The following is a 16,297-nucleotide window of genomic DNA, read 5'->3' on the forward strand; positions in this document are numbered from 1 at the left end:
ATCCCCACCCCAGATGCCGCGTCCGCACACGGCGCGACGGAATCCGCGCGATTGTAGGGGCCGCGAATCACCCTTTCCGCGTGACGTCAACCCCGCTGAGATTCATGCACTCGACGATTAGCGTCGGACTCCCGACAGGAGGAGTTCGCGATGACGCTGGAAGTGGTGTCACCGACCGCCGCACTGCTGGACGGCCGGTACCTGCTGCAGGATCGTGTGGGGCGCGGCGGAATGGCGACCGTGTACCGCGCGGAGGACACGCACCTCGGCCGCACGGTGGCGATCAAGATGATCCACGAATCGGACGACGGGCCGATCTCGGCCGATCGTGCGCACACCGAGAAGGCGTTGCTCGCCGCTCTCAACCACCCCTCGCTCGTCGCCCTCTATGACGCTCAACTCGAGCCGCATCGTCCGCGTTATCTCGTCATGGAGTTCATCGACGGGCCGACGCTGGCCGCGCTGATGGCCGAGGGCACGCTCGCGCCGCGAGCGCTCGCGCACATCCTGCAGGATCTTGCCGACGGACTCGCCGCCGTGCATGCGGCAGGCGTCGTCCATCGCGACGTGAAGCCGTCCAACGTCCTCCTCGCCTCCACGGGAGATCCGGATCGCCCGTGGTCCGCCAAGCTCGCCGACTTCGGTATCGCGTGCGCTCTGGACCGCTCGCGAATGACGGGACGCGGCGTCGTACTCGGAACGCTGGCCTACATGGCGCCCGAGCAGCTCCGGGACACCGATCCGGGCACTCCCGTCGACATCTTCGCCCTCGGCATCGTCATGCTCGAGGCGCTGACCGGCGAATCCGGATATCCGTCGCTCGGCTCCGACCGCGCGTCCGCTGTCACGCGCGCGACCCGCCCGCCGTCCCTCCCCGACGACATCGACGAGCACTGGCGAGCGCTGCTCGACCAGATGACGCGACTCGACGCGGCCGAGCGTCCCGACGCGGCTGCGGTCGCACGCACGGCCCGGAGCATCGCGGCCACCAGCGCCGCGACGCCGCTCGTCGCTCCGCCTGCGCCGAGCGCGGCTCATCGTTCCGACGCCGACGCCGGCACGACGGCGCCGGCCGCGGTGCTGCCCACCGCGGCCGGACGTGGTGCGCGACGACGGATCGGAGTCGCATCCGCCCTCACGCTCACCGTCGCGGCGGCCGTCGCCGTCGGTGCCGCGATCATCACTCAACCGGCCGGTGTCGTGCAGGGCGGCCTGATGACATCCGTGACGTCGCTCGACGCGGGCGATGTCACGGATCCGGTCGACCCCGCGCCGGATGCAGTCGACCCCGAACCGGCGCTCCAGGACCAGCAGGACCTGGGCACGGCCGACGACGACCGCGGCAACCGAGGGAAGGGCAGCGGCGAGGATCGCGGCGACGGCTCTTCGCAGGGCAACAGCGGCAAGGGCAACAACGGCAACGGCAACGGCAACGAGGGAAACGGCGGGACGAAAGACGACAAGGGCAAGGGCGGATGATGCGGGTCAGCCGCGCACGTCGAGCACCCAGGTCACGCCGAACCGGTCGGTGAGCATCCCGAAACCGGGCGACCAGGCCGACGCGGCGAGGGGCTCGATGACTGATCCGCCCGCCACCAGTGCCGTCCAGCGCTCCTGCAGCTCACCGAGGGTGTCGGCCTGGAGGGACTGGAAGAAGGTGCGGTCCGTGATCGTCGTCCCGTTCTCGCGCCGCGTCGTTCCGGCCGTCTCGGCGGGGTCGCTGTCGTCGCGGCCGGGAATGTCGTAGGCGAGCAGCCGGAAGCCGTCCGCGGCGTCGAGCAGCCCGAAGACGACCTTGTCCGCGCCGGGCAGCTCGGCCGGCATCCCGACGTCCCGATACCGCGTGATCGAGACCTCGCCACCGAAGACCGAGCGATAGAACTCGAGAGCCTGGTGGGCGGTGCCGCCGAAGTTGAGATGGGTGGTGGTCGTGAGGGTCATGAGACTTCCTGTCCTGAGAGAGAACGACGGTCGGTGCGCCGTCGGATTCCACGATCACAGGCATAGCGGTCAGTTTCGGTCCGCTTCTCGAGGCAGGATGGACGCATGACCCACAGCCCCTCGCGCATGCTCGAGCTGCTCTCGCTGCTGCAGGTGCGCCGGGACTGGCCGGGACACGTCCTCGCCGAGCGCCTCTCCGTGACCCCGCGCACGGTGCGCCGCGACGTCGATCGGCTGCGCGAGCTCGGCTACCGGATCGACGCGCTCAAGGGACCGCACGGCGGGTATCGTCTCGCACCGGGTTCCGAACTGCCCCCTCTCCTCTTCGACGACGATCAGGCGGTCGCGATCGCCGTCGCCCTGCAGACGGCATCCGCCACCGGCGTCGACATCGATGAAGCGGCCGCGCGCGCCCTGGCGACCGTACGGCAGGTGATGCCCTCCCGACTGCGGCACAGGATCGACGGCATCCGCTTCGCCGGCCCTCGGACGAGCGGGGTCGGCGTCGACCCCGCCGTTCTCGAGGCCGTGACCGTGGCCGCGCGCGATCGTCACGTCCTGCGCTTCGACTACGGCACAGACCGCGACCGGCGTCCGCGGCGCACCGAGCCGCACGCCGTCGTCGCCCGCGAGGGACGCTGGTACCTGCTCGCCTGGGATCTCGACTCCGCCGACTGGCGCACATTCCGCCTCGATCGCATGAGCCCGCGCATCCCGACCGGCCCGTCGTTCGTACCGCGACCGCTGCCGGCGGCGGATGCCGAGACCTACCTCGCCGCGCGCGCGAAGGGCTCGGACGCCGAAGACCGCTGGCCCTGCGTCGGCGAGTTCGTGATCGCGCTGCCAGCCCGCGAGGTCGCGCCGTGGATCGGCGACGGCACGCTGCAGGAGATCGACGCGAACTCCTGCAGGATCACCGTCGGGTCCTGGTCATGGACGGGGGTACTGGCCGCGACCGCACGGTTCGACGCGCCTTTCACGATCGTCGGCCCCGAAGCCCTGTGCGAGGCCGCAGAGACGCTGGCCCAGCGGTTCACCGCCGCCGCGCGTCCGCTCTCCTGACACCCACCGCTCGCGCCGGTGGGCGGAGGTCGCCGCACGGGCTCCGCTGCTGCCCGCGATCAGTCGAAAAGCCTACGCACCTGCTCGACGCCGGGGAAGGGAGCAGAGTCCCGGCGCTCGGGTGCGGGCTCACGTGCGGCGGCGTCCGGGTCCATCAGACGGCGCATCCCGGCGCGCACGATCCCGGGATCCAGGGATGTGATGCCGCTCAGGGCAAGGATGGTCACGCCCTGATCGAGTGCCGTCATGAGGCGCGCGATGTCATCGGCCGGAAGACTCTCGTCCTCAGATCGCGCTTCGGTCACGACACGCGCGTACGCGTCGATCATCATCTGCACGCGTTCGCGCAGCGCAGGCACGAGCTTCTCGTCTCGTGCCGCCGTCGCGATGAACTCGAGCGTGGCGAGCCCGAACCCTCGCACCATGTCGGCGATCTCGACGCCGCTCTCCGTCCTCGTGCCGGAGGCGGAGGTGGACACCTGTTCATCGGACGAGAGCGGATCCCAGTCCGAGTCGCGAAGCATCGTCAGGTTGAACTCCATCAGCGCGAGAAACAGGTCCGGCTTGCCGCTGAAGTTCGAATAGACAGCACCTTTCGAGAATCCGGCTTCGTTGGCGATGCCCTCCAGGCTCGTCGCGTGATAGCCGTCGCGAGAAAACGCGTCGAGCGCCGCGAGTATGAGCGCCTGGCGGGTTTCCTGCTGCCGTTCGGCTCTGGACCGCCGGGAACGGGAAGCGGGACGATCGGCCATCCGCCCACTGTACTGGTTGACCTACTGACCGAATCCAGATACCGTCAGTATTCGAGATACCGACGGTATCCGAAGGGGGGACGGGCATGACTGCAACGGTTCTGGAGCTGAAGGACGTCACTCGACGGTTCGGCGATGTCGTCGCGAACGATGCGATCAGCCTGCAGGTACGGGCGGGAGAGGTCGTCGGGCTGCTCGGCCACAACGGGGCAGGCAAGACGACGTTGGTCTCGCAGATCGTAGGCCTGCTGAAGCCGGATGCCGGCACCATCCGTGTCGCCGGCATCGACGCCGTCGCCACCCCCGCCCGTGCGCGTCAGCGTGCGGCACTGCAACCCCAAGCGCAGGCCCCGCTCGACGGCATGACGCCCCGGGCCGCGATCGAGATCGCCGGGCGACTGCGCGGGCTCTCCCGCCGGGACGCCGACCAGAGCACGCGCGCGATCGCCGATGAACTCGACATCAAGGAGTGGCTCGATTGCCGAGCGACCCCGGACGGCGGCGGAATATCCGGCGGGGTGCGCCGCCTCACCGCGTTCGCGATGGCCGCCGTCGCCCCGGTGCCGCTCGTCGTTCTCGATGAGCCGACCAACGATGTGGATGCCGCACGACGGCGGCGGCTGTGGAAGACCGTTCGACGACTCGGCGATGAGGGTGCCGGCGTGCTCCTCGTCACACACAACGTGGTGGAGGCGGAGCGCGTCGTCGACTCGCTCGTCGTGCTCGATCGCGGCAGGGTCGTCGCGGCGGGGTCGCCCGGTCAGCTGCGGGGTTCCGGCGACGGCGATCTGCAGCTCGATCTCTCGCTGCATCCGGACGGCGCCGATCCATCCGAATCCGTCTCCGGCATTCCCATTCCGATCACGCGACGCGTCCGATCCGGACGCCGAGTGCTGCTGACGCTCGCGGCTGCCGATGCCGCCGATGCGGTCACGTGGGCGACGGCGCTGCGGGCCTCCGGCCGCATCGAGGGATACGCGCTGACCCCCGCCACACTGGAGGACGCCTATCTCGCCGCGACCTCGAGCGTTGCCACGGAAACGACGGATGCTGCTGATGTATGAACCGCAGATCGTCTCCGCTCCGACGACCACGCCGGCGCCACGGCGCGCCGGCGTCTGGCTCGGCTACACCACCCTGTTGCGCTGGACTCTCGCGCAGACCGGCACCATGCTCCCGTTCGTCATCGTCGTGCAGGCCGTGCTGGCCGCCGGGATCATCATCGGCTTCGGCCTGCTCATCCCCGACATCGACACCGCGTCGGCGCAGTTCCTCTCCACCGGTGCCCCGACCGTGCTGCTGATGATCGTCGGGCTGGTCATGGTCGCCTCGGGCGTCGCCCAGGCGCGCACGAACGGCACGTTCACCTATCTGCGCGCGCTGCCCGTACCGCGGGCCCTCGTGCTGCTGGCCGACCTCACCGTGTGGCTCGGCATCATGCTCCCGAGCGTGGCGGTCGCCGTCATCGTGGCGCATTGGCGCTACGGATTCAGTTACTCCTTCGACTGGCCGCTGCTTCTGACGGCATCCGTCCTGACCGCCCTCACCGCCAGCTCCATCGGGTACGCGATCGCCGTTGCCGTGCCGCCGTTGATCACCCAGCTCGTCACCCAGGTGCTCGTGTTCTTCGTGATGCTCTTCTCACCGATCACCTTCCCGGCCGACCGGCTTCCCGAGTGGTTCCAAGCCGTGCATGACCTGCTTCCCTTCCAGCCCGCGGCGGATCTCATTCGCGCAGGGCTGGTCTCCGATGCCTATCCCGCGAGCGGACGGGACCTGATCGTGCTGCTGATCTGGTGCGCTCTCGCACTGGCGATCAGCATCCGAGCGATGGTACGGCGAGCCTGAGGCATCGACGGATCGCGAGCCTGCCGCGCCGGTAGACTGAGACCGCCCCGCCATACCTTCTGCCACTTGGAGCGCGCGTGACCACCGCCCCCGAAGCATCCGCCCGTCAGCACGTCCCCGACTCCGTCGAGAACGCGATCGCGACCCCCGAGAAGGAGCAGCCGTACGGCGCTCTCGGCCTCAAGGACGACGAGTACGCGCGCATCCGCGAGATCCTGGGCCGCCGACCCACGAGCGGTGAGCTGGCCATGTACTCGGTGATGTGGTCCGAGCACTGCTCCTACAAGTCGTCGAAGAACTACCTGCGCCGTTTCGGCCAGAAGGTGTCCGACGAGATGAAGGAGCGCCTGATGGTCGGCATGGGCCAGAACGCGGGCGTCGTCGACGTCGGCGAGGGCTGGGCCGTCACCTTCAAGGCCGAGTCGCACAACCACCCCAGCTTCATCGAGCCGTTCCAGGGCGCGGCCACGGGCGTCGGCGGCATCGTCCGCGACATCATCTCGATGGGCGCGCGCCCCGTCGCCGTCATGGACGCCCTCCGCTTCGGCGCCATCGACCACCCCGACACGGCCCGCGTCGTGCACGGCGTGACAGCCGGCATCAGCTTCTACGGCAACTGCCTCGGCCTGCCCAACATCGGCGGCGAGACCGTCTTCGACGCGGTCTACCAGGCCAACCCGCTCGTCAACGCCCTCGCCGTCGGCGTCCTGCGCCACGAGGATCTCAAGCTCGCCAACGCCACCGGCGTCGGCAACAAGGTCGTCCTGTTCGGGGCACGCACCGGCGGAGACGGCATCGGCGGTGCCAGCATCCTGGCCTCCGACTCCTTCGACGACGGCGGGCCCACCAAGCGCCCCGCCGTCCAGGTCGGAGACCCGTTCGCCGAGAAGGTGCTCATCGAGTGCTGCCTGGAGCTGTACCGCGGCGAGCTCGTCGAAGCCATCCAGGACCTCGGGGCCGCCGGCATCTCGTGCGCCACGAGCGAGCTGGCCGCGAACGGCAACAGCGGCATGCACGTGTCGCTCGACAACGTGCTGCTGCGCGACCCCACCCTGACCGCTGAGGAGATCCTCATGTCGGAGTCTCAGGAGCGCATGATGGCGATCGTCGCCCCCGAGAAGCTCGACGCCTTCATGGCCGTCGTCGACAAGTGGGAGGTCGAGACCAGCGTCCTCGGCGAGGTCACCGGTGACGGCCGCCTCATCATCGACTGGCAGGGCGAGCGCATCGTCGACGTCGACCCGTCCACCGTCGCGGTCGACGGCCCGGTGTACGACCGCCCGGTCGCCTATCCGACGTGGATCGACGCCCTGCAGGCGGACGCCGCGGAGAACCTTCCCCGCTCGAACGACCCCGAGCAGCTGAAGAAGCAGTTCCTCGATCTCGTCGCGTCGCCGAACCTCGCCGACACCCGCTGGATCACGAACCAGTACGACTACTACGTGCTCGGCAACACCGCTCTCGCCTTCCCCGACGACGCGGGCATGATCCGCGTCGACGAGGAGTCCGGCCTGGGCTTCGCCATCGCGACGGACGCGAACGGCCGCTACTGTCAGCTCGACCCGTATGCCGGAGCCCAGCTCGCGCTGGCCGAGGCGTACCGCAACGTCGCCGTCACGGGGGCCACCCCGACCGCGATCACGGACTGCCTGAACTTCGGCTCCCCCGAGAACCCTGAGGTCATGTGGCAGTTCGGACAGACGGTCGACGGCCTCGCGGACGGCTGCTACGCGCTGGGCACCCCGGTGACCGGCGGGAACGTCTCGTTCTACAACCAGACCGGCGACGTGCCGATCCACCCGACCCCGCTCGTCGGCGTCCTCGGCCTCATCGAGGACGTCTCGCGCCGCATCCCGTCGGGCTGGCAGGACGAGGGCCAGAACATCTACCTGCTCGGCACCACGGCGACCGAGCTCAGCGGATCGGCGTGGGCCGACGTCGTGCACTCGCACCTGGGCGGGCTGCCGCCGAAGGTGGATCTGGATGCCGAGAAGCGCCTCGCCGGTCTCATCGGCGCCGCTCGCGACGAGTGGCTGATCTCGTCGGCTCATGACCTGTCGACCGGTGGCCTCGCGCAGGCCCTCGCCGAGGGGGTCATGCGTTTCGGCGTCGGCGCCCGTGTCTGGCTGAACGAGCTCATCGAGCGCGACGGGGTGGATGCCGCGACCGCGCTGTTCTCCGAGTCGACGGGGCGCGTGATCGTCACCGTGCCGCGTGAGGACGACGTGAAGTTCCGCGGGCTGTGCGAGGGACGCGGGTACCCGGTTCTGCGCATCGGCGTGACGGACACCGAGCCGCAGCTCGAGGTGCAGGACGTCTTCACGGTCTCGGCCGCCGAACTGCGCGAGCGGTCCCAGGCCACCCTGCCGAGCCACTTCGGCCCCACCGTCACCGAGCCGGTCTCGGCCTGACGACGAGTCGGACAGAGGAGTCCCGATGACCGAGAAGCACGAAGAAGCCGAGGACATGTCGCTCTACTCCGAGCGGCGGCAGAAGCGGATCCGCATCACGGCGTGGGTCACGATCGCGGCGCTGATCCTCGTCGGCGGCGGCGCGACCGTGCTCTCCCTCCTGTTCGGCTGAGCCGGTCGGGCGTACCCTCGGGCAGGAAGGGAGGCGCCATGACCATCCGACCTCTGGACGTCGCGCGGGACGAGGACATCGAGGGATACCTCATGGGCTCGCCGGTGAGCATCATGCGCGAGTACATCACCACCCCGGGACGAGGACCCCGCCTGCACCGGCATCCGTATGCGGAGACGTTCGTGATCCACCGCGGCCGAGCCCTCTTCACCGTCGGGGAGGAGCAGGTCGTGGGCGCGGGCGGGCAGATCCTCGTCGTGCCCGCGCTCGTCGTCCACCGCTTCGAAGTGCTCGACGGCGGGACCTACGAGGCCACGCACGTGCACGCGAATGATCGCTTCGTCACGGAGTGGCTCGAGTAGGGGCGTCGCGATCGTGACCGATGCCGAACTGCGCGCCCTGCTGGAGGGGCTGCATCACGAAGCGGTGGACCGTGTCGCGGCGCTCGACACGGCGCTCGCCGAGCTGGCACGCGACCGCACCGGTCAGAGCGACGACGACGAGCACGATCCGGAGGGCGTCCCGCTGTCGGCCGAGTGGTCGAGATTGAGCGGATTGCGCGACGACGCGAGGCATGAGCTGCAGCAGGTGGCCGACGCGCTGGCGCGGATGGATGCCGGGTCCTACGGCGTCTGCGCGGCATGCGGCCGCCGCATCCCTCCCGCCCGCCTCGAAGCCCGGCCGTTCGCCGAACTCTGCGTGCCGTGCGCCGAGAAGTCCGGGCGCTGACGGCGACTCCCGCACGGCTAGGCTGAAGCCATCATGGACGAGTTTCTCCAGGGCTTCTGGACCTTCGCCGGGAACTACTGGTGGCTGATATTCCCGATCATGGGGATGGCCGGCGGTGTCGCGAAGGCCTGGGAGCGCGCCTCGAAGCGCCGGCACGAGCGGCGGCTGGAGACCATCAGGGTCAAGGGCGAGATCAAGGCCGCGCAGCTCGCCGCCCGCGGGCAGACCGGGGCGATCAGGACGCCGCGGCGGGAGATCCCGGCAGAGCCTCAGGTGTCGTCGAATCAGCTCCTCGAGCGCCTGTTCGCGGAGCACGACGAGATCACGGCGCGCTGGCTCGACTACGAGCTCGATGTCGCCAAGCTCATCGCCTTCCCCGCCATGAGCGACGGGCGCCAGCCGCTGACGGCGGCGTTCCTGCGTGCCAAGAAGACCGCGGACGCCCTGCGACCGGAGTCCGCCGACGCGAAGGTCACCGAGCAGCAGGTCGCCGAGTACCTCGACGCGGTGGGCAACTACGCCGTCGCGTTCGAGATCGCCGAGAAGGATGCCCGTCGCCTGCGGGATTCGACCTTCACCGAGGCCGAACGCAAGAAGCTCGACAGAGCGCAGCAACTGCTGAAGGTCGCCGTCGACGAGACCGCCACCCAGGCCGAACGCAACATCGCCTACAAACGCGTGCGCGAGGAGCTCGACGGCCTCATCCTTCTCTCCGACGCAGCCGTCGAGGTGCTCGAGAAGAAGGTCGCGAGAGAGATCACCGCGAAGCCGGCGGCAGATCCGTCGCCCACGGCTCCCGCGCAAGCCGCCGCCGCGCCGACCGTCCCCGAGCCGGAGCGGATGCCCCTGCGCCGCGAGGACGATCGCGCGTGAAGCCCGAGAACGTCACCGGGCCGATCAGTGAGCACGCCGAAGGTCCGATCTGGTGGGCGGGGTGGGGCGGCCTGCGGTGGGTGGACGGCCACCGGGGCGATCTGCTGACGCTGAGAGACGACGGCATCGATCGCCGGCACCTGGACGACGAGTACGCTGCCTTCGTCCGTCCTCGCGCGAACGGCGGCTTCGCCGCGTTCGGCGCGCGGACGCTCTACCTCTCGGACACTCAGGACGGACCGGCCCGCGCCGTGCGCGAGTTCGCGCTGGGAGACGCCCGTTTCAACGACGGCTGCACGACGCCGGACCGACGGATGCTGGCCGGGTCCATGGCCGGACCTGCCGCCGGGGCCGCCGGTCGCCTCCTGCGGATCGACGCCGCTCTGTCGGACAGCACCGTCCTGTCCGATGTCACCGTCTCCAACGGCGTCGCGTTCTCACCGGACGGCAGGACGGCCTACTACGTGGACAGCGCGACAGGTCGCATCGACCGGTTCGACGTCGCGGACGGGGAACTGGTCGGCCGACGGCCGTTCGCCGCGATCCCGGACGGCGGCGGAGCTCCCGACGGTCTCACGGTCGCCTCAGACGGGAGCGTCTGGGTCGCCCTCTGGGGCGGCTCCGCCGTGCACGGATACGACACGGAAGGACGGCTGCGCGAACGCGTCCCTCTCCCCGTCGAGCAGGTGAGCGCCTGCACCTTCGGCTCCGACGATCTCGGCACGCTGTTCATCACCACGTCCGCGCAGGACATGGGCGCCGACCACGGCACGGATGCCGGTTCGGTATATGCGATCCGGCTCGGGGTCACGGGCATGCCGGTGACCCCGTTCGCCGGATAGCCGCGCGTCAGATCCGGGCGCGGCGCACGCGCTGCCGCTGCTTCCCGAGACGGTCGATCTCGAGTGTCATCTCGTCGCCTTCCGCGAGGTACGGGAACCGGCCGGACAGGGCGACGCCCTCCGGTGTGCCGGTGTTCACGACGTCTCCCGGCTCGAGCACCATGAACCGGCTGAGATGGTGGATGAGGTCGAGCACGGGGAACACCATGTCCGCCGTCGACGAGTCCTGACGGACCTCTCCGTTCACCCAGGACCGCAGCCGCAGTGCCTGCGGATCGACCTCGTCGGCCGGCACGAGCACCGGACCGAGCGGGTTGAACGTCTCGGCGCACTTGCCCTTCGACCACTGTCCGCCGGACGCCTCGATCTGGTACTCGCGCTCCGACACGTCGTTGGAGACGGCGAACCCCGCGATGACCTCCCGAGCATCCTCCGGGGACGACAGGTAGCGCGCCCGCCTGCCGACCACGACGGCGAGTTCCACCTCCCAGTCCGCCTTCTGAGCCCCGGGCGGCAGCAGCACGTCGTCCACGGGACCGACGATCGTGTTCGGATGCTTGAAGAAGATCACCGGCTCGGCGGGCGGTGCCGACCCGGATTCCGCGGCATGAGCGGCATAGTTCATCCCGATGCAGACCACGGCCTGAGGGCGCGCGATCGGTGCGCCGACGCGCAGGCCCGCGGCATCCGCCTCCGGCAGAGTTCCCGCCGCCAGAGCTCGTCGCACCCGTCCGATGCCGTCGGCCGCGAGGAATGCCCCGTCGATGTCGTCGGTGAGGGACGCGAGATCTCGCAGGGCGCCGTCGTCGTCCCGCACGAACGGGCGCTCGCGTCCCACCGGTCCGAGTCGCATGAGGTCCATGGCTTCTGCTCCTCCGGTCAGCGGGCGTCGCGGTACGCGGGGTTGACGACGGGGACGCTCTCTCCGGAGAGGTGGCGGATGATGTTGTCCGCGGCATGCACGGGGAGATCCTCCAGCGCCTCCGGAGAGAACCAGGCGGCGTGCGGAGAGAGCAGCACCTCCTCCATGTCGCGCAGGGGCGAGGACGCCGCCAGCGGTTCGCCCGCGAACACGTCCAGTGCTGCCGCGCCGAGATGTCCCGAGCGCAGGGCGTCCGCGAGCGCCTCCTCATCGACGAGCGGGCCCCGGCAGGTGTTCACGACGACGGCACCGCGCTTCATGGTCGCGAGCGCCGCGGCGTCGATGAGGTGACGCGTCGCATCGGTGAGCGGGACGTGCAGCGTCAGGATGTCGGCCGCGCCGATGGCCTCCGGGATCCCGACCGGTTCGCAGCCTGCCTCCCGCACGGACTCCGCGGACGCGAAGGGGTCCGCCACCATCACGCGGAACCCGAGACCGCGCAGCCCTCTGGCCACGAGCGAGCCGATGCGGCCGAACCCGAGAACGGAGACCGTGGTGCGCGACGGACGCACAGCCATCGGGCGCGCATCCACCGCCTTCCATGCACCTGCGCGAACGGCTCTGTCGTATGCCGGCAGGCCGCGCCCCTGCGCCATGATCATGGCGATCGTGTGCGCCGCGACCTCTTCGATGCAATAACTCGGAGTGTTCGCGACCGCGATGCCGCGCGCTGTCGCCGCGTCGACATCGATCATGTCGTAGCCGATCCCGACCCGGCTGATGATCTTGAGCTCCGGCATCCGGTCCATCACGTCGGCCGTGATCGGAGCCCACTGCACCACGAGCCCTTCGGGACTCCCCTGCGTCGCGATGTCCGCCGGACTCGCCGACGGGGCGCGCTCGGCCCGCAGGCCGGCCGCCCGGAGCGTGTCCTCGATGACGGTTCCGGGGAGATCGCAGTCGCTGATCACGATGAGAGGCGAGGTCATGCACAGATGCTATAGCAAATAGCACTGCATGAGACAGCCGCCTCGCGGGCGCCTCGATTTTGCTATAGCGTTTCTGCATGAGCATTCGCCGCGCCCTCATCACCGGAGCCAGCTCCGGAATCGGAACCGCCGCCGCCCTCGAACTCGCCGGTGAGGGCCACGCGCTCTGGATCACCTATGCGGGGCGCCAGGCCGAGGCGGAGTCGGTCGCCGCGCAGTGCCGTGCCGCCGGAGCCCCCGAGGTGCACGTCACCCGACTCGACCTGCGGGACGCCGCATCGGTGGAGGCGCTCGTCGCCGAGGTGTCGGCGCAGTGGGGGTCGCTTCACGTGCTCGTCAACAATGGCGGGGTCTGCCCGTACACCGCGTACGAGGACATCGACATCGACGAGTGGGATCTCGTGATGGAGACGAACGCTCGCGGAACTTTCCTCCTCACACGCGCGGCACTGCCCCTGCTCCGTCAGGCCGACGGCGATCGATCGGTCGTCAACATCTCCTCCATCGCCGGCCAGGTCGGCGCGCTCCAGACCGGCCTCCACTACGCCGCCAGCAAGGGCGCCATCCTCGCGCTCACCCGCAGCTTCGCTCGCCATCTGGCCCCGGAGGGCATCCGCGTCAACGCCGTCACCCCGGGCCCAGTCGCCAGCGCGATCACCGATCAGCTGCAGGGCGAGGGACGCGCGAGACTCGCGTCGTCCATCCCCCTCGGCGACTTCGGCCAGCCGGCGGACGTCGCCTGGATCATCTCGGCACTGGCATCGGAGCGGTCGCGCTTCATCACCGGCGCCACCTACGACGTCAACGGAGGAGTTCGCATTGACTGATCACCGCAGCGCCCTGGACACGGTGCAGGCCCAGCTCGACGCCTTCAACGCGCACGACCTCGACGCCTTCGTCGCGACCTACGCCGAGGATGCCGTCATCACCGGCGTCGCGCCGGAGCCGATCGTCGGGCGCGACGCGATCCGGGCCTTCTACCGGCCGCGACTGGCGAACCCGGAGCTGTCCTGCGTCATCGACACGCACGTGCTGTTCGGAGCCCGCTGGGTGGTGGCGCAGGAGCAGGTCGTCAACGCCGGCGTCGCGACCGAGACGATCGCCACCTTCGACGTCCAGGACGGCGTCATCGCCCGCGCCTCGATGCTCAAGGCCTGAACTCGCGACGCCGGCGGCGCTGTCGCCCCGCGCCGCCTCAGTCCCGGAAACGCGCGCGCAGCACGGGGTCGACGGAGATGTCCCCGAACGACGCCGTCCAGGCCCCGTCGACCGCGATCGACTGCCCCGACAGGTACGGGGCCTCGTCGGACAGCAGGAACGCCACCACGGCCGCGACCTCGTCCGCCCGGGCGATCCGACCCATGGGCGGCCCCTCGGCGAGCGCCCGCTCGGCGGCTCCCGGGTCGGGAGAGCCTGCGATCTGCGCCTCCAGGTGCGGCGTGCGCACTCCGCCCGGCGCGACCGCGTTGGCGCGGATGCCGAGCCCGCCGTACGTCGTCGCGAGGCTCCGCGTCAGCGCGTCGATGCCGCCCTTGGTGAACTCGTAGGCGGCGTGGTCGATGAAGCTCGCTCGCCCGTGGATGGACCCGACGTTCACGATCGCCCCGGCCACGCCCTGGTCCAGGAAGGCGGAGACCGCCGCGGAACTGCCCCACAGGTAGCCGAAGCCGTTGATGCCGACGATCTCGCGCACGAGGTCCTCGTCGAGGTCGTGCAGCGGCGTGCGCCTGGTGATCCCGGCGTTGTTGACCCAGCCGCTCAGCGGTGCCCGCGCCGTCGCCGCTGCAGCCGCGCGCTCGTGCGTCGATCGGTCGGCCGCGTCGCCGAGCACGACCTCGGCGCACAGCCCCTTCTCCACCGTTCCCGATCCCGGCGAGCGCTCCACTCCGACGACGATCCAGCCGTCCGCGGTCAGACGCTCCGCGATCGCGCGACCGATCCCCTTCCCGCTCCCGGTGACGACGACGCTCTTCATCCCATGCCCCTCTCGAATTCGAAGACCGACTCGACGAAACCGAACCCCAGTCCCGGTGCCGCAGTCGGCCGGACCGTTCCCGTGAACAGCGGACCTCCGCGGATGAGAGACGGGGACGGATCGTATGGATTGCCCTCACGTGCGAACGTCTCGACGCCGATCCCGAGGTGCGCGGTGACCTCGGGATACACGTGCCCCGACACGGGCACGCCGCGCTCCCTCGCCCAGGAGATCAGGTCGAGCGCCGGGGTGACCCCGCCGATCGCCACGACGTCGAGACGGAGCACGTCCACCGCATCCTGCTCGACGAGCGCGCGCAGCACGGCCGGATCCGTGACCTCGTCACCGACCGAGAGCCGCATCCCGGTCTCGCGCCGGATGCGGGCGCATCCCGCCACGTCCTCGGGCAGCAGCGGGTCCTCGAGCCACGCGAGTTCGGGGTCGCCCCACTGCGCGATCTCCGCGAGCGCCTCGTCGGCGTCGCGCCACCCGAACCCGACGTCCACGACGAGTCCGGTCCCGGTCGGGAGGTCCCGGGTGATGCGGGCGATGAGTTCGCGCATGTAGGCCGGATCGGGTGAGCGGGAGATCTTCACGGTGGTCCATCCCGCAGCCTGCTCCAGCACCCCGTCGGCCACCTCCCCGGGGGTGCGATCGGGTGTCGGATAGGCGGCGACGAGCATCGACGGCCGCGGATCGTCGCCGACGCCGAGCAGGTGCCACAGCGGTTGTCCGGCGCGGCGCGCGGCGATGTCCCACAGGGCGATGTCGACGAGGCCGATCGCGCGCCGCACGAGGCCGACCCGCCCCACGATCGCACTGCCCCGAAGCATCCACTCCCAGGCCGCCGCCGGATCGTCCGCGTCGGCGCCGAGGGCGTGCGGAGCGATGAGCCGGTCGACGATCTCGGCCATCGGCGCTTCGCGGGAGAGGCAGTACGCGTGCCCGGTGTTACCGTGCGCGTCGGTCGCACGCACGGCGCTGTACTCCCGCCGCGTCACGGTCATGGCACCGAGCCGCAGGGGTGCGGGCAGCGGCAGCGCGGTGGTCGCGGTGGCGACGGAGACGATCGAGGTCACTGCGGCCTCTTCGCGAGCGGGATGCCGTAGTCCACCATGAACCCGCCGTCGACATACAGGGTCTGACCGTTCATGTACCGGGAGTCGGGACCGACGAGGAAGCTCACGGCTGCGGCGATCTCGCTCGCATCGGCGAGGCGCCGGGCCGGGATGCGGTTCAGGATCGTGTCGAGGTCGAGCGTGCCCTGGTCGATGCCCTGTCGGAATACGCCCGTGTCGACGTAGCCCGGAGCCACGGCGTTCACGCGCACCCCGCGCCCGGCCCACTCCGCGCCCGCGGTCGCGGTCAGGCCGATCACGGCGGCCTTCGTCGTCGCGTAGGGCGCCCGGCCCGCCGAACCGCGCGACGAGATGGAGGAGATGTTGACGATCCGGCCGGCGCCGCGCGCCACCATCCGGCGCCCGGCGGCCTGCAGGCACAGGAACACGCCGTGCAGGTTCACGTCGACGACAGCCGACCACTCCTCCCAGGTCAGGTCCTCGATGGCGCGATGGCGCTGGATCCCCGCATTGTTGACGAGGACGTCGATCGGGCCGAGCTCGGCTTCGATCTCGCGGAAGACCCGCTCGACCGCAGCCGGGTCGGTGACGTCGAGTTCGCGCCACAGGATGCCGGCTTCCTCGCCCGCCGCGGTCAGGCCGGGAACGCGGTCCGCCGCGACGACACTGTAGCCGTCGCCGACGAGGCGGCGCCCGATGTCCCAGCCGATTCCTGCGGCACCGCCTGTGACGACGGCGATGGGGGCGGTGGGGGTCATGTCT

Annotated in this window: 19 protein-coding genes; 12 read left to right on the forward strand and 7 right to left on the reverse strand. The window is 70.2% G+C overall.

From position 1 onward, the window contains the following. The first annotated feature begins 150 nt into the window (after positions 1 to 150). Complete coding sequence (locus AC3RXZ_RS10265) at positions 151 to 1,479, forward strand: serine/threonine-protein kinase (RefSeq protein WP_491493957.1); 1,329 nt, start codon at positions 151 to 153, stop codon at positions 1,477 to 1,479. Between the two features lie 6 nt (positions 1,480 to 1,485). On the opposite strand, the gene AC3RXZ_RS10270 is transcribed toward AC3RXZ_RS10265, so the two are convergent. Next, positions 1,486 to 1,941, reverse strand: a complete 456-nt coding sequence (locus AC3RXZ_RS10270) for a VOC family protein (RefSeq protein ID WP_491493958.1) — start codon at positions 1,939 to 1,941, stop codon at positions 1,486 to 1,488. Positions 1,942 to 2,046: 105 nt separating this feature from the next. On the opposite strand from AC3RXZ_RS10270, the gene AC3RXZ_RS10275 reads away from it, so the two are divergent. After that, entirely contained in the window at positions 2,047 to 3,003 is a 957-nt protein-coding gene (locus AC3RXZ_RS10275) for a helix-turn-helix transcriptional regulator (protein WP_491493959.1), read from the forward strand. A 59-nt stretch (positions 3,004 to 3,062) separates the two neighbouring features. On the opposite strand, the gene AC3RXZ_RS10280 is transcribed toward AC3RXZ_RS10275, so the two are convergent. Next, complete coding sequence (locus AC3RXZ_RS10280) at positions 3,063 to 3,755, reverse strand: TetR/AcrR family transcriptional regulator (protein WP_243228775.1); 693 nt, start codon at positions 3,753 to 3,755, stop codon at positions 3,063 to 3,065. An 86-nt stretch (positions 3,756 to 3,841) separates the two neighbouring features. Here AC3RXZ_RS10280 and AC3RXZ_RS10285 point away from each other — a divergent pair, with 86 nt between their 5' ends. From AC3RXZ_RS10285 to AC3RXZ_RS10320, 8 genes are all read left to right on the forward strand, one after another. Further along, positions 3,842 to 4,819, forward strand: coding sequence for an ABC transporter ATP-binding protein (locus AC3RXZ_RS10285; RefSeq protein ID WP_243228773.1), 978 nt, complete (start codon positions 3,842 to 3,844; stop codon positions 4,817 to 4,819). Then, positions 4,812 to 5,603, forward strand: a complete 792-nt coding sequence (locus AC3RXZ_RS10290) for an ABC transporter permease (RefSeq protein WP_243228770.1) — start codon at positions 4,812 to 4,814, stop codon at positions 5,601 to 5,603. The genes AC3RXZ_RS10285 and AC3RXZ_RS10290 overlap by 8 nt, the downstream gene beginning before the upstream one ends. Positions 5,604 to 5,680: 77 nt before the next feature. Further along, on the forward strand, positions 5,681 to 8,014 hold the full coding sequence (purL, locus tag AC3RXZ_RS10295; RefSeq protein ID WP_491493960.1) for a phosphoribosylformylglycinamidine synthase subunit PurL: 2,334 nt from the start codon (positions 5,681 to 5,683) through the stop codon (positions 8,012 to 8,014). Between the two features lie 25 nt (positions 8,015 to 8,039). Further along, a complete protein-coding gene (locus AC3RXZ_RS10300; RefSeq protein WP_243229225.1) occupies positions 8,040 to 8,186 on the forward strand; it encodes a hypothetical protein in 147 nt (48 codons plus the stop codon). 38 nt (positions 8,187 to 8,224) lie between these two features. Then, positions 8,225 to 8,548: a cupin domain-containing protein gene (locus tag AC3RXZ_RS10305; RefSeq protein WP_243228766.1), complete on the forward strand. Its 324-nt coding sequence runs from the start codon at positions 8,225 to 8,227 to the stop codon at positions 8,546 to 8,548. Positions 8,549 to 8,561: 13 nt separating this feature from the next. Beyond that, positions 8,562 to 8,915, forward strand: coding sequence for a TraR/DksA family transcriptional regulator (locus AC3RXZ_RS10310; protein WP_491493961.1), 354 nt, complete (start codon positions 8,562 to 8,564; stop codon positions 8,913 to 8,915). 33 nt (positions 8,916 to 8,948) lie between these two features. After that, the gene (locus AC3RXZ_RS10315; protein ID WP_491493962.1) at positions 8,949 to 9,788 is read left to right on the forward strand and encodes a hypothetical protein; all 840 of its coding nucleotides are present in this window, start codon (positions 8,949 to 8,951) and stop codon (positions 9,786 to 9,788) included. Then, positions 9,785 to 10,630, forward strand: a complete 846-nt coding sequence (locus AC3RXZ_RS10320; protein ID WP_491493963.1) for an SMP-30/gluconolactonase/LRE family protein — start codon at positions 9,785 to 9,787, stop codon at positions 10,628 to 10,630. Before AC3RXZ_RS10315 ends, AC3RXZ_RS10320 begins: the two co-directional genes overlap by 4 nt. A gap of 7 nt (positions 10,631 to 10,637) precedes the next feature. On the opposite strand, the gene AC3RXZ_RS10325 is transcribed toward AC3RXZ_RS10320, so the two are convergent. Both AC3RXZ_RS10325 and AC3RXZ_RS10330 read right to left on the reverse strand, forming a co-directional pair. Further along, entirely contained in the window at positions 10,638 to 11,492 is an 855-nt protein-coding gene (locus AC3RXZ_RS10325; protein ID WP_491493964.1) for a fumarylacetoacetate hydrolase family protein, read from the reverse strand. Between the two features lie 17 nt (positions 11,493 to 11,509). After that, entirely contained in the window at positions 11,510 to 12,481 is a 972-nt protein-coding gene (locus AC3RXZ_RS10330) for a C-terminal binding protein (RefSeq protein ID WP_491493965.1), read from the reverse strand. Between the two features lie 77 nt (positions 12,482 to 12,558). Here AC3RXZ_RS10330 and AC3RXZ_RS10335 point away from each other — a divergent pair, with 77 nt between their 5' ends. Further along, positions 12,559 to 13,308 carry an SDR family NAD(P)-dependent oxidoreductase gene (locus AC3RXZ_RS10335; RefSeq protein WP_243228756.1) on the forward strand — a complete coding sequence of 250 codons (750 nt, stop codon included), beginning with the start codon at positions 12,559 to 12,561 and terminating at the stop codon, positions 13,306 to 13,308. Beyond that, a complete protein-coding gene (locus AC3RXZ_RS10340) occupies positions 13,301 to 13,639 on the forward strand; it encodes a nuclear transport factor 2 family protein (RefSeq protein WP_243228754.1) in 339 nt (112 codons plus the stop codon). The genes AC3RXZ_RS10335 and AC3RXZ_RS10340 overlap by 8 nt, the downstream gene beginning before the upstream one ends. 37 nt (positions 13,640 to 13,676) lie before the next feature. Here AC3RXZ_RS10340 and AC3RXZ_RS10345 read toward each other — a convergent pair whose 3' ends face one another. From AC3RXZ_RS10345 to AC3RXZ_RS10355, 3 genes are read right to left on the reverse strand one after another with little or no spacing between them, the layout of a single operon-like run. Further along, the gene (locus AC3RXZ_RS10345) at positions 13,677 to 14,456 is read right to left on the reverse strand and encodes an SDR family NAD(P)-dependent oxidoreductase (protein WP_243228752.1); all 780 of its coding nucleotides are present in this window, start codon (positions 14,454 to 14,456) and stop codon (positions 13,677 to 13,679) included. Further along, the gene (locus tag AC3RXZ_RS10350; RefSeq protein WP_491493966.1) at positions 14,453 to 15,535 is read right to left on the reverse strand and encodes a mandelate racemase/muconate lactonizing enzyme family protein; all 1,083 of its coding nucleotides are present in this window, start codon (positions 15,533 to 15,535) and stop codon (positions 14,453 to 14,455) included. The genes AC3RXZ_RS10345 and AC3RXZ_RS10350 overlap by 4 nt, the downstream gene beginning before the upstream one ends. Then, on the reverse strand, positions 15,532 to 16,293 hold the full coding sequence (locus AC3RXZ_RS10355) for an SDR family NAD(P)-dependent oxidoreductase (protein WP_491493967.1): 762 nt from the start codon (positions 16,291 to 16,293) through the stop codon (positions 15,532 to 15,534). The genes AC3RXZ_RS10350 and AC3RXZ_RS10355 overlap by 4 nt, the downstream gene beginning before the upstream one ends. Positions 16,294 to 16,297: the final 4 nt, after the last annotated feature.

Source organism: Microbacterium cucumeris (assembly GCF_058349845.2).

What these genes read in the sequence shown, in the direction of transcription:
- AC3RXZ_RS10265 (WP_491493957.1), top strand. Translation starts at nt 151, where the DNA reads ATGACGCTGGAAGTGGTGTCACCGACCGCCGCACTGCTGGACGGCCGG.
- AC3RXZ_RS10270 (WP_491493958.1), bottom strand. Translation starts at nt 1,941, where the DNA reads ATGACCCTCACGACCACCACCCATCTCAACTTCGGCGGCACCGCCCAC.
- AC3RXZ_RS10275 (WP_491493959.1), top strand. Translation starts at nt 2,047, where the DNA reads ATGACCCACAGCCCCTCGCGCATGCTCGAGCTGCTCTCGCTGCTGCAG.
- AC3RXZ_RS10280 (WP_243228775.1), bottom strand. Translation starts at nt 3,755, where the DNA reads ATGGCCGATCGTCCCGCTTCCCGTTCCCGGCGGTCCAGAGCCGAACGG.
- AC3RXZ_RS10285 (WP_243228773.1), top strand. Translation starts at nt 3,842, where the DNA reads ATGACTGCAACGGTTCTGGAGCTGAAGGACGTCACTCGACGGTTCGGC.
- AC3RXZ_RS10290 (WP_243228770.1), top strand. Translation starts at nt 4,812, where the DNA reads ATGTATGAACCGCAGATCGTCTCCGCTCCGACGACCACGCCGGCGCCA.
- AC3RXZ_RS10300 (WP_243229225.1), top strand. Translation starts at nt 8,040, where the DNA reads ATGACCGAGAAGCACGAAGAAGCCGAGGACATGTCGCTCTACTCCGAG.
- AC3RXZ_RS10305 (WP_243228766.1), top strand. Translation starts at nt 8,225, where the DNA reads ATGACCATCCGACCTCTGGACGTCGCGCGGGACGAGGACATCGAGGGA.
- AC3RXZ_RS10315 (WP_491493962.1), top strand. Translation starts at nt 8,949, where the DNA reads ATGGACGAGTTTCTCCAGGGCTTCTGGACCTTCGCCGGGAACTACTGG.
- AC3RXZ_RS10325 (WP_491493964.1), bottom strand. Translation starts at nt 11,492, where the DNA reads ATGGACCTCATGCGACTCGGACCGGTGGGACGCGAGCGCCCGTTCGTG.
- AC3RXZ_RS10330 (WP_491493965.1), bottom strand. Translation starts at nt 12,481, where the DNA reads ATGACCTCGCCTCTCATCGTGATCAGCGACTGCGATCTCCCCGGAACC.
- AC3RXZ_RS10335 (WP_243228756.1), top strand. Translation starts at nt 12,559, where the DNA reads ATGAGCATTCGCCGCGCCCTCATCACCGGAGCCAGCTCCGGAATCGGA.
- AC3RXZ_RS10345 (WP_243228752.1), bottom strand. Translation starts at nt 14,456, where the DNA reads ATGAAGAGCGTCGTCGTCACCGGGAGCGGGAAGGGGATCGGTCGCGCG.
- AC3RXZ_RS10355 (WP_491493967.1), bottom strand. Translation starts at nt 16,293, where the DNA reads ATGACCCCCACCGCCCCCATCGCCGTCGTCACAGGCGGTGCCGCAGGA.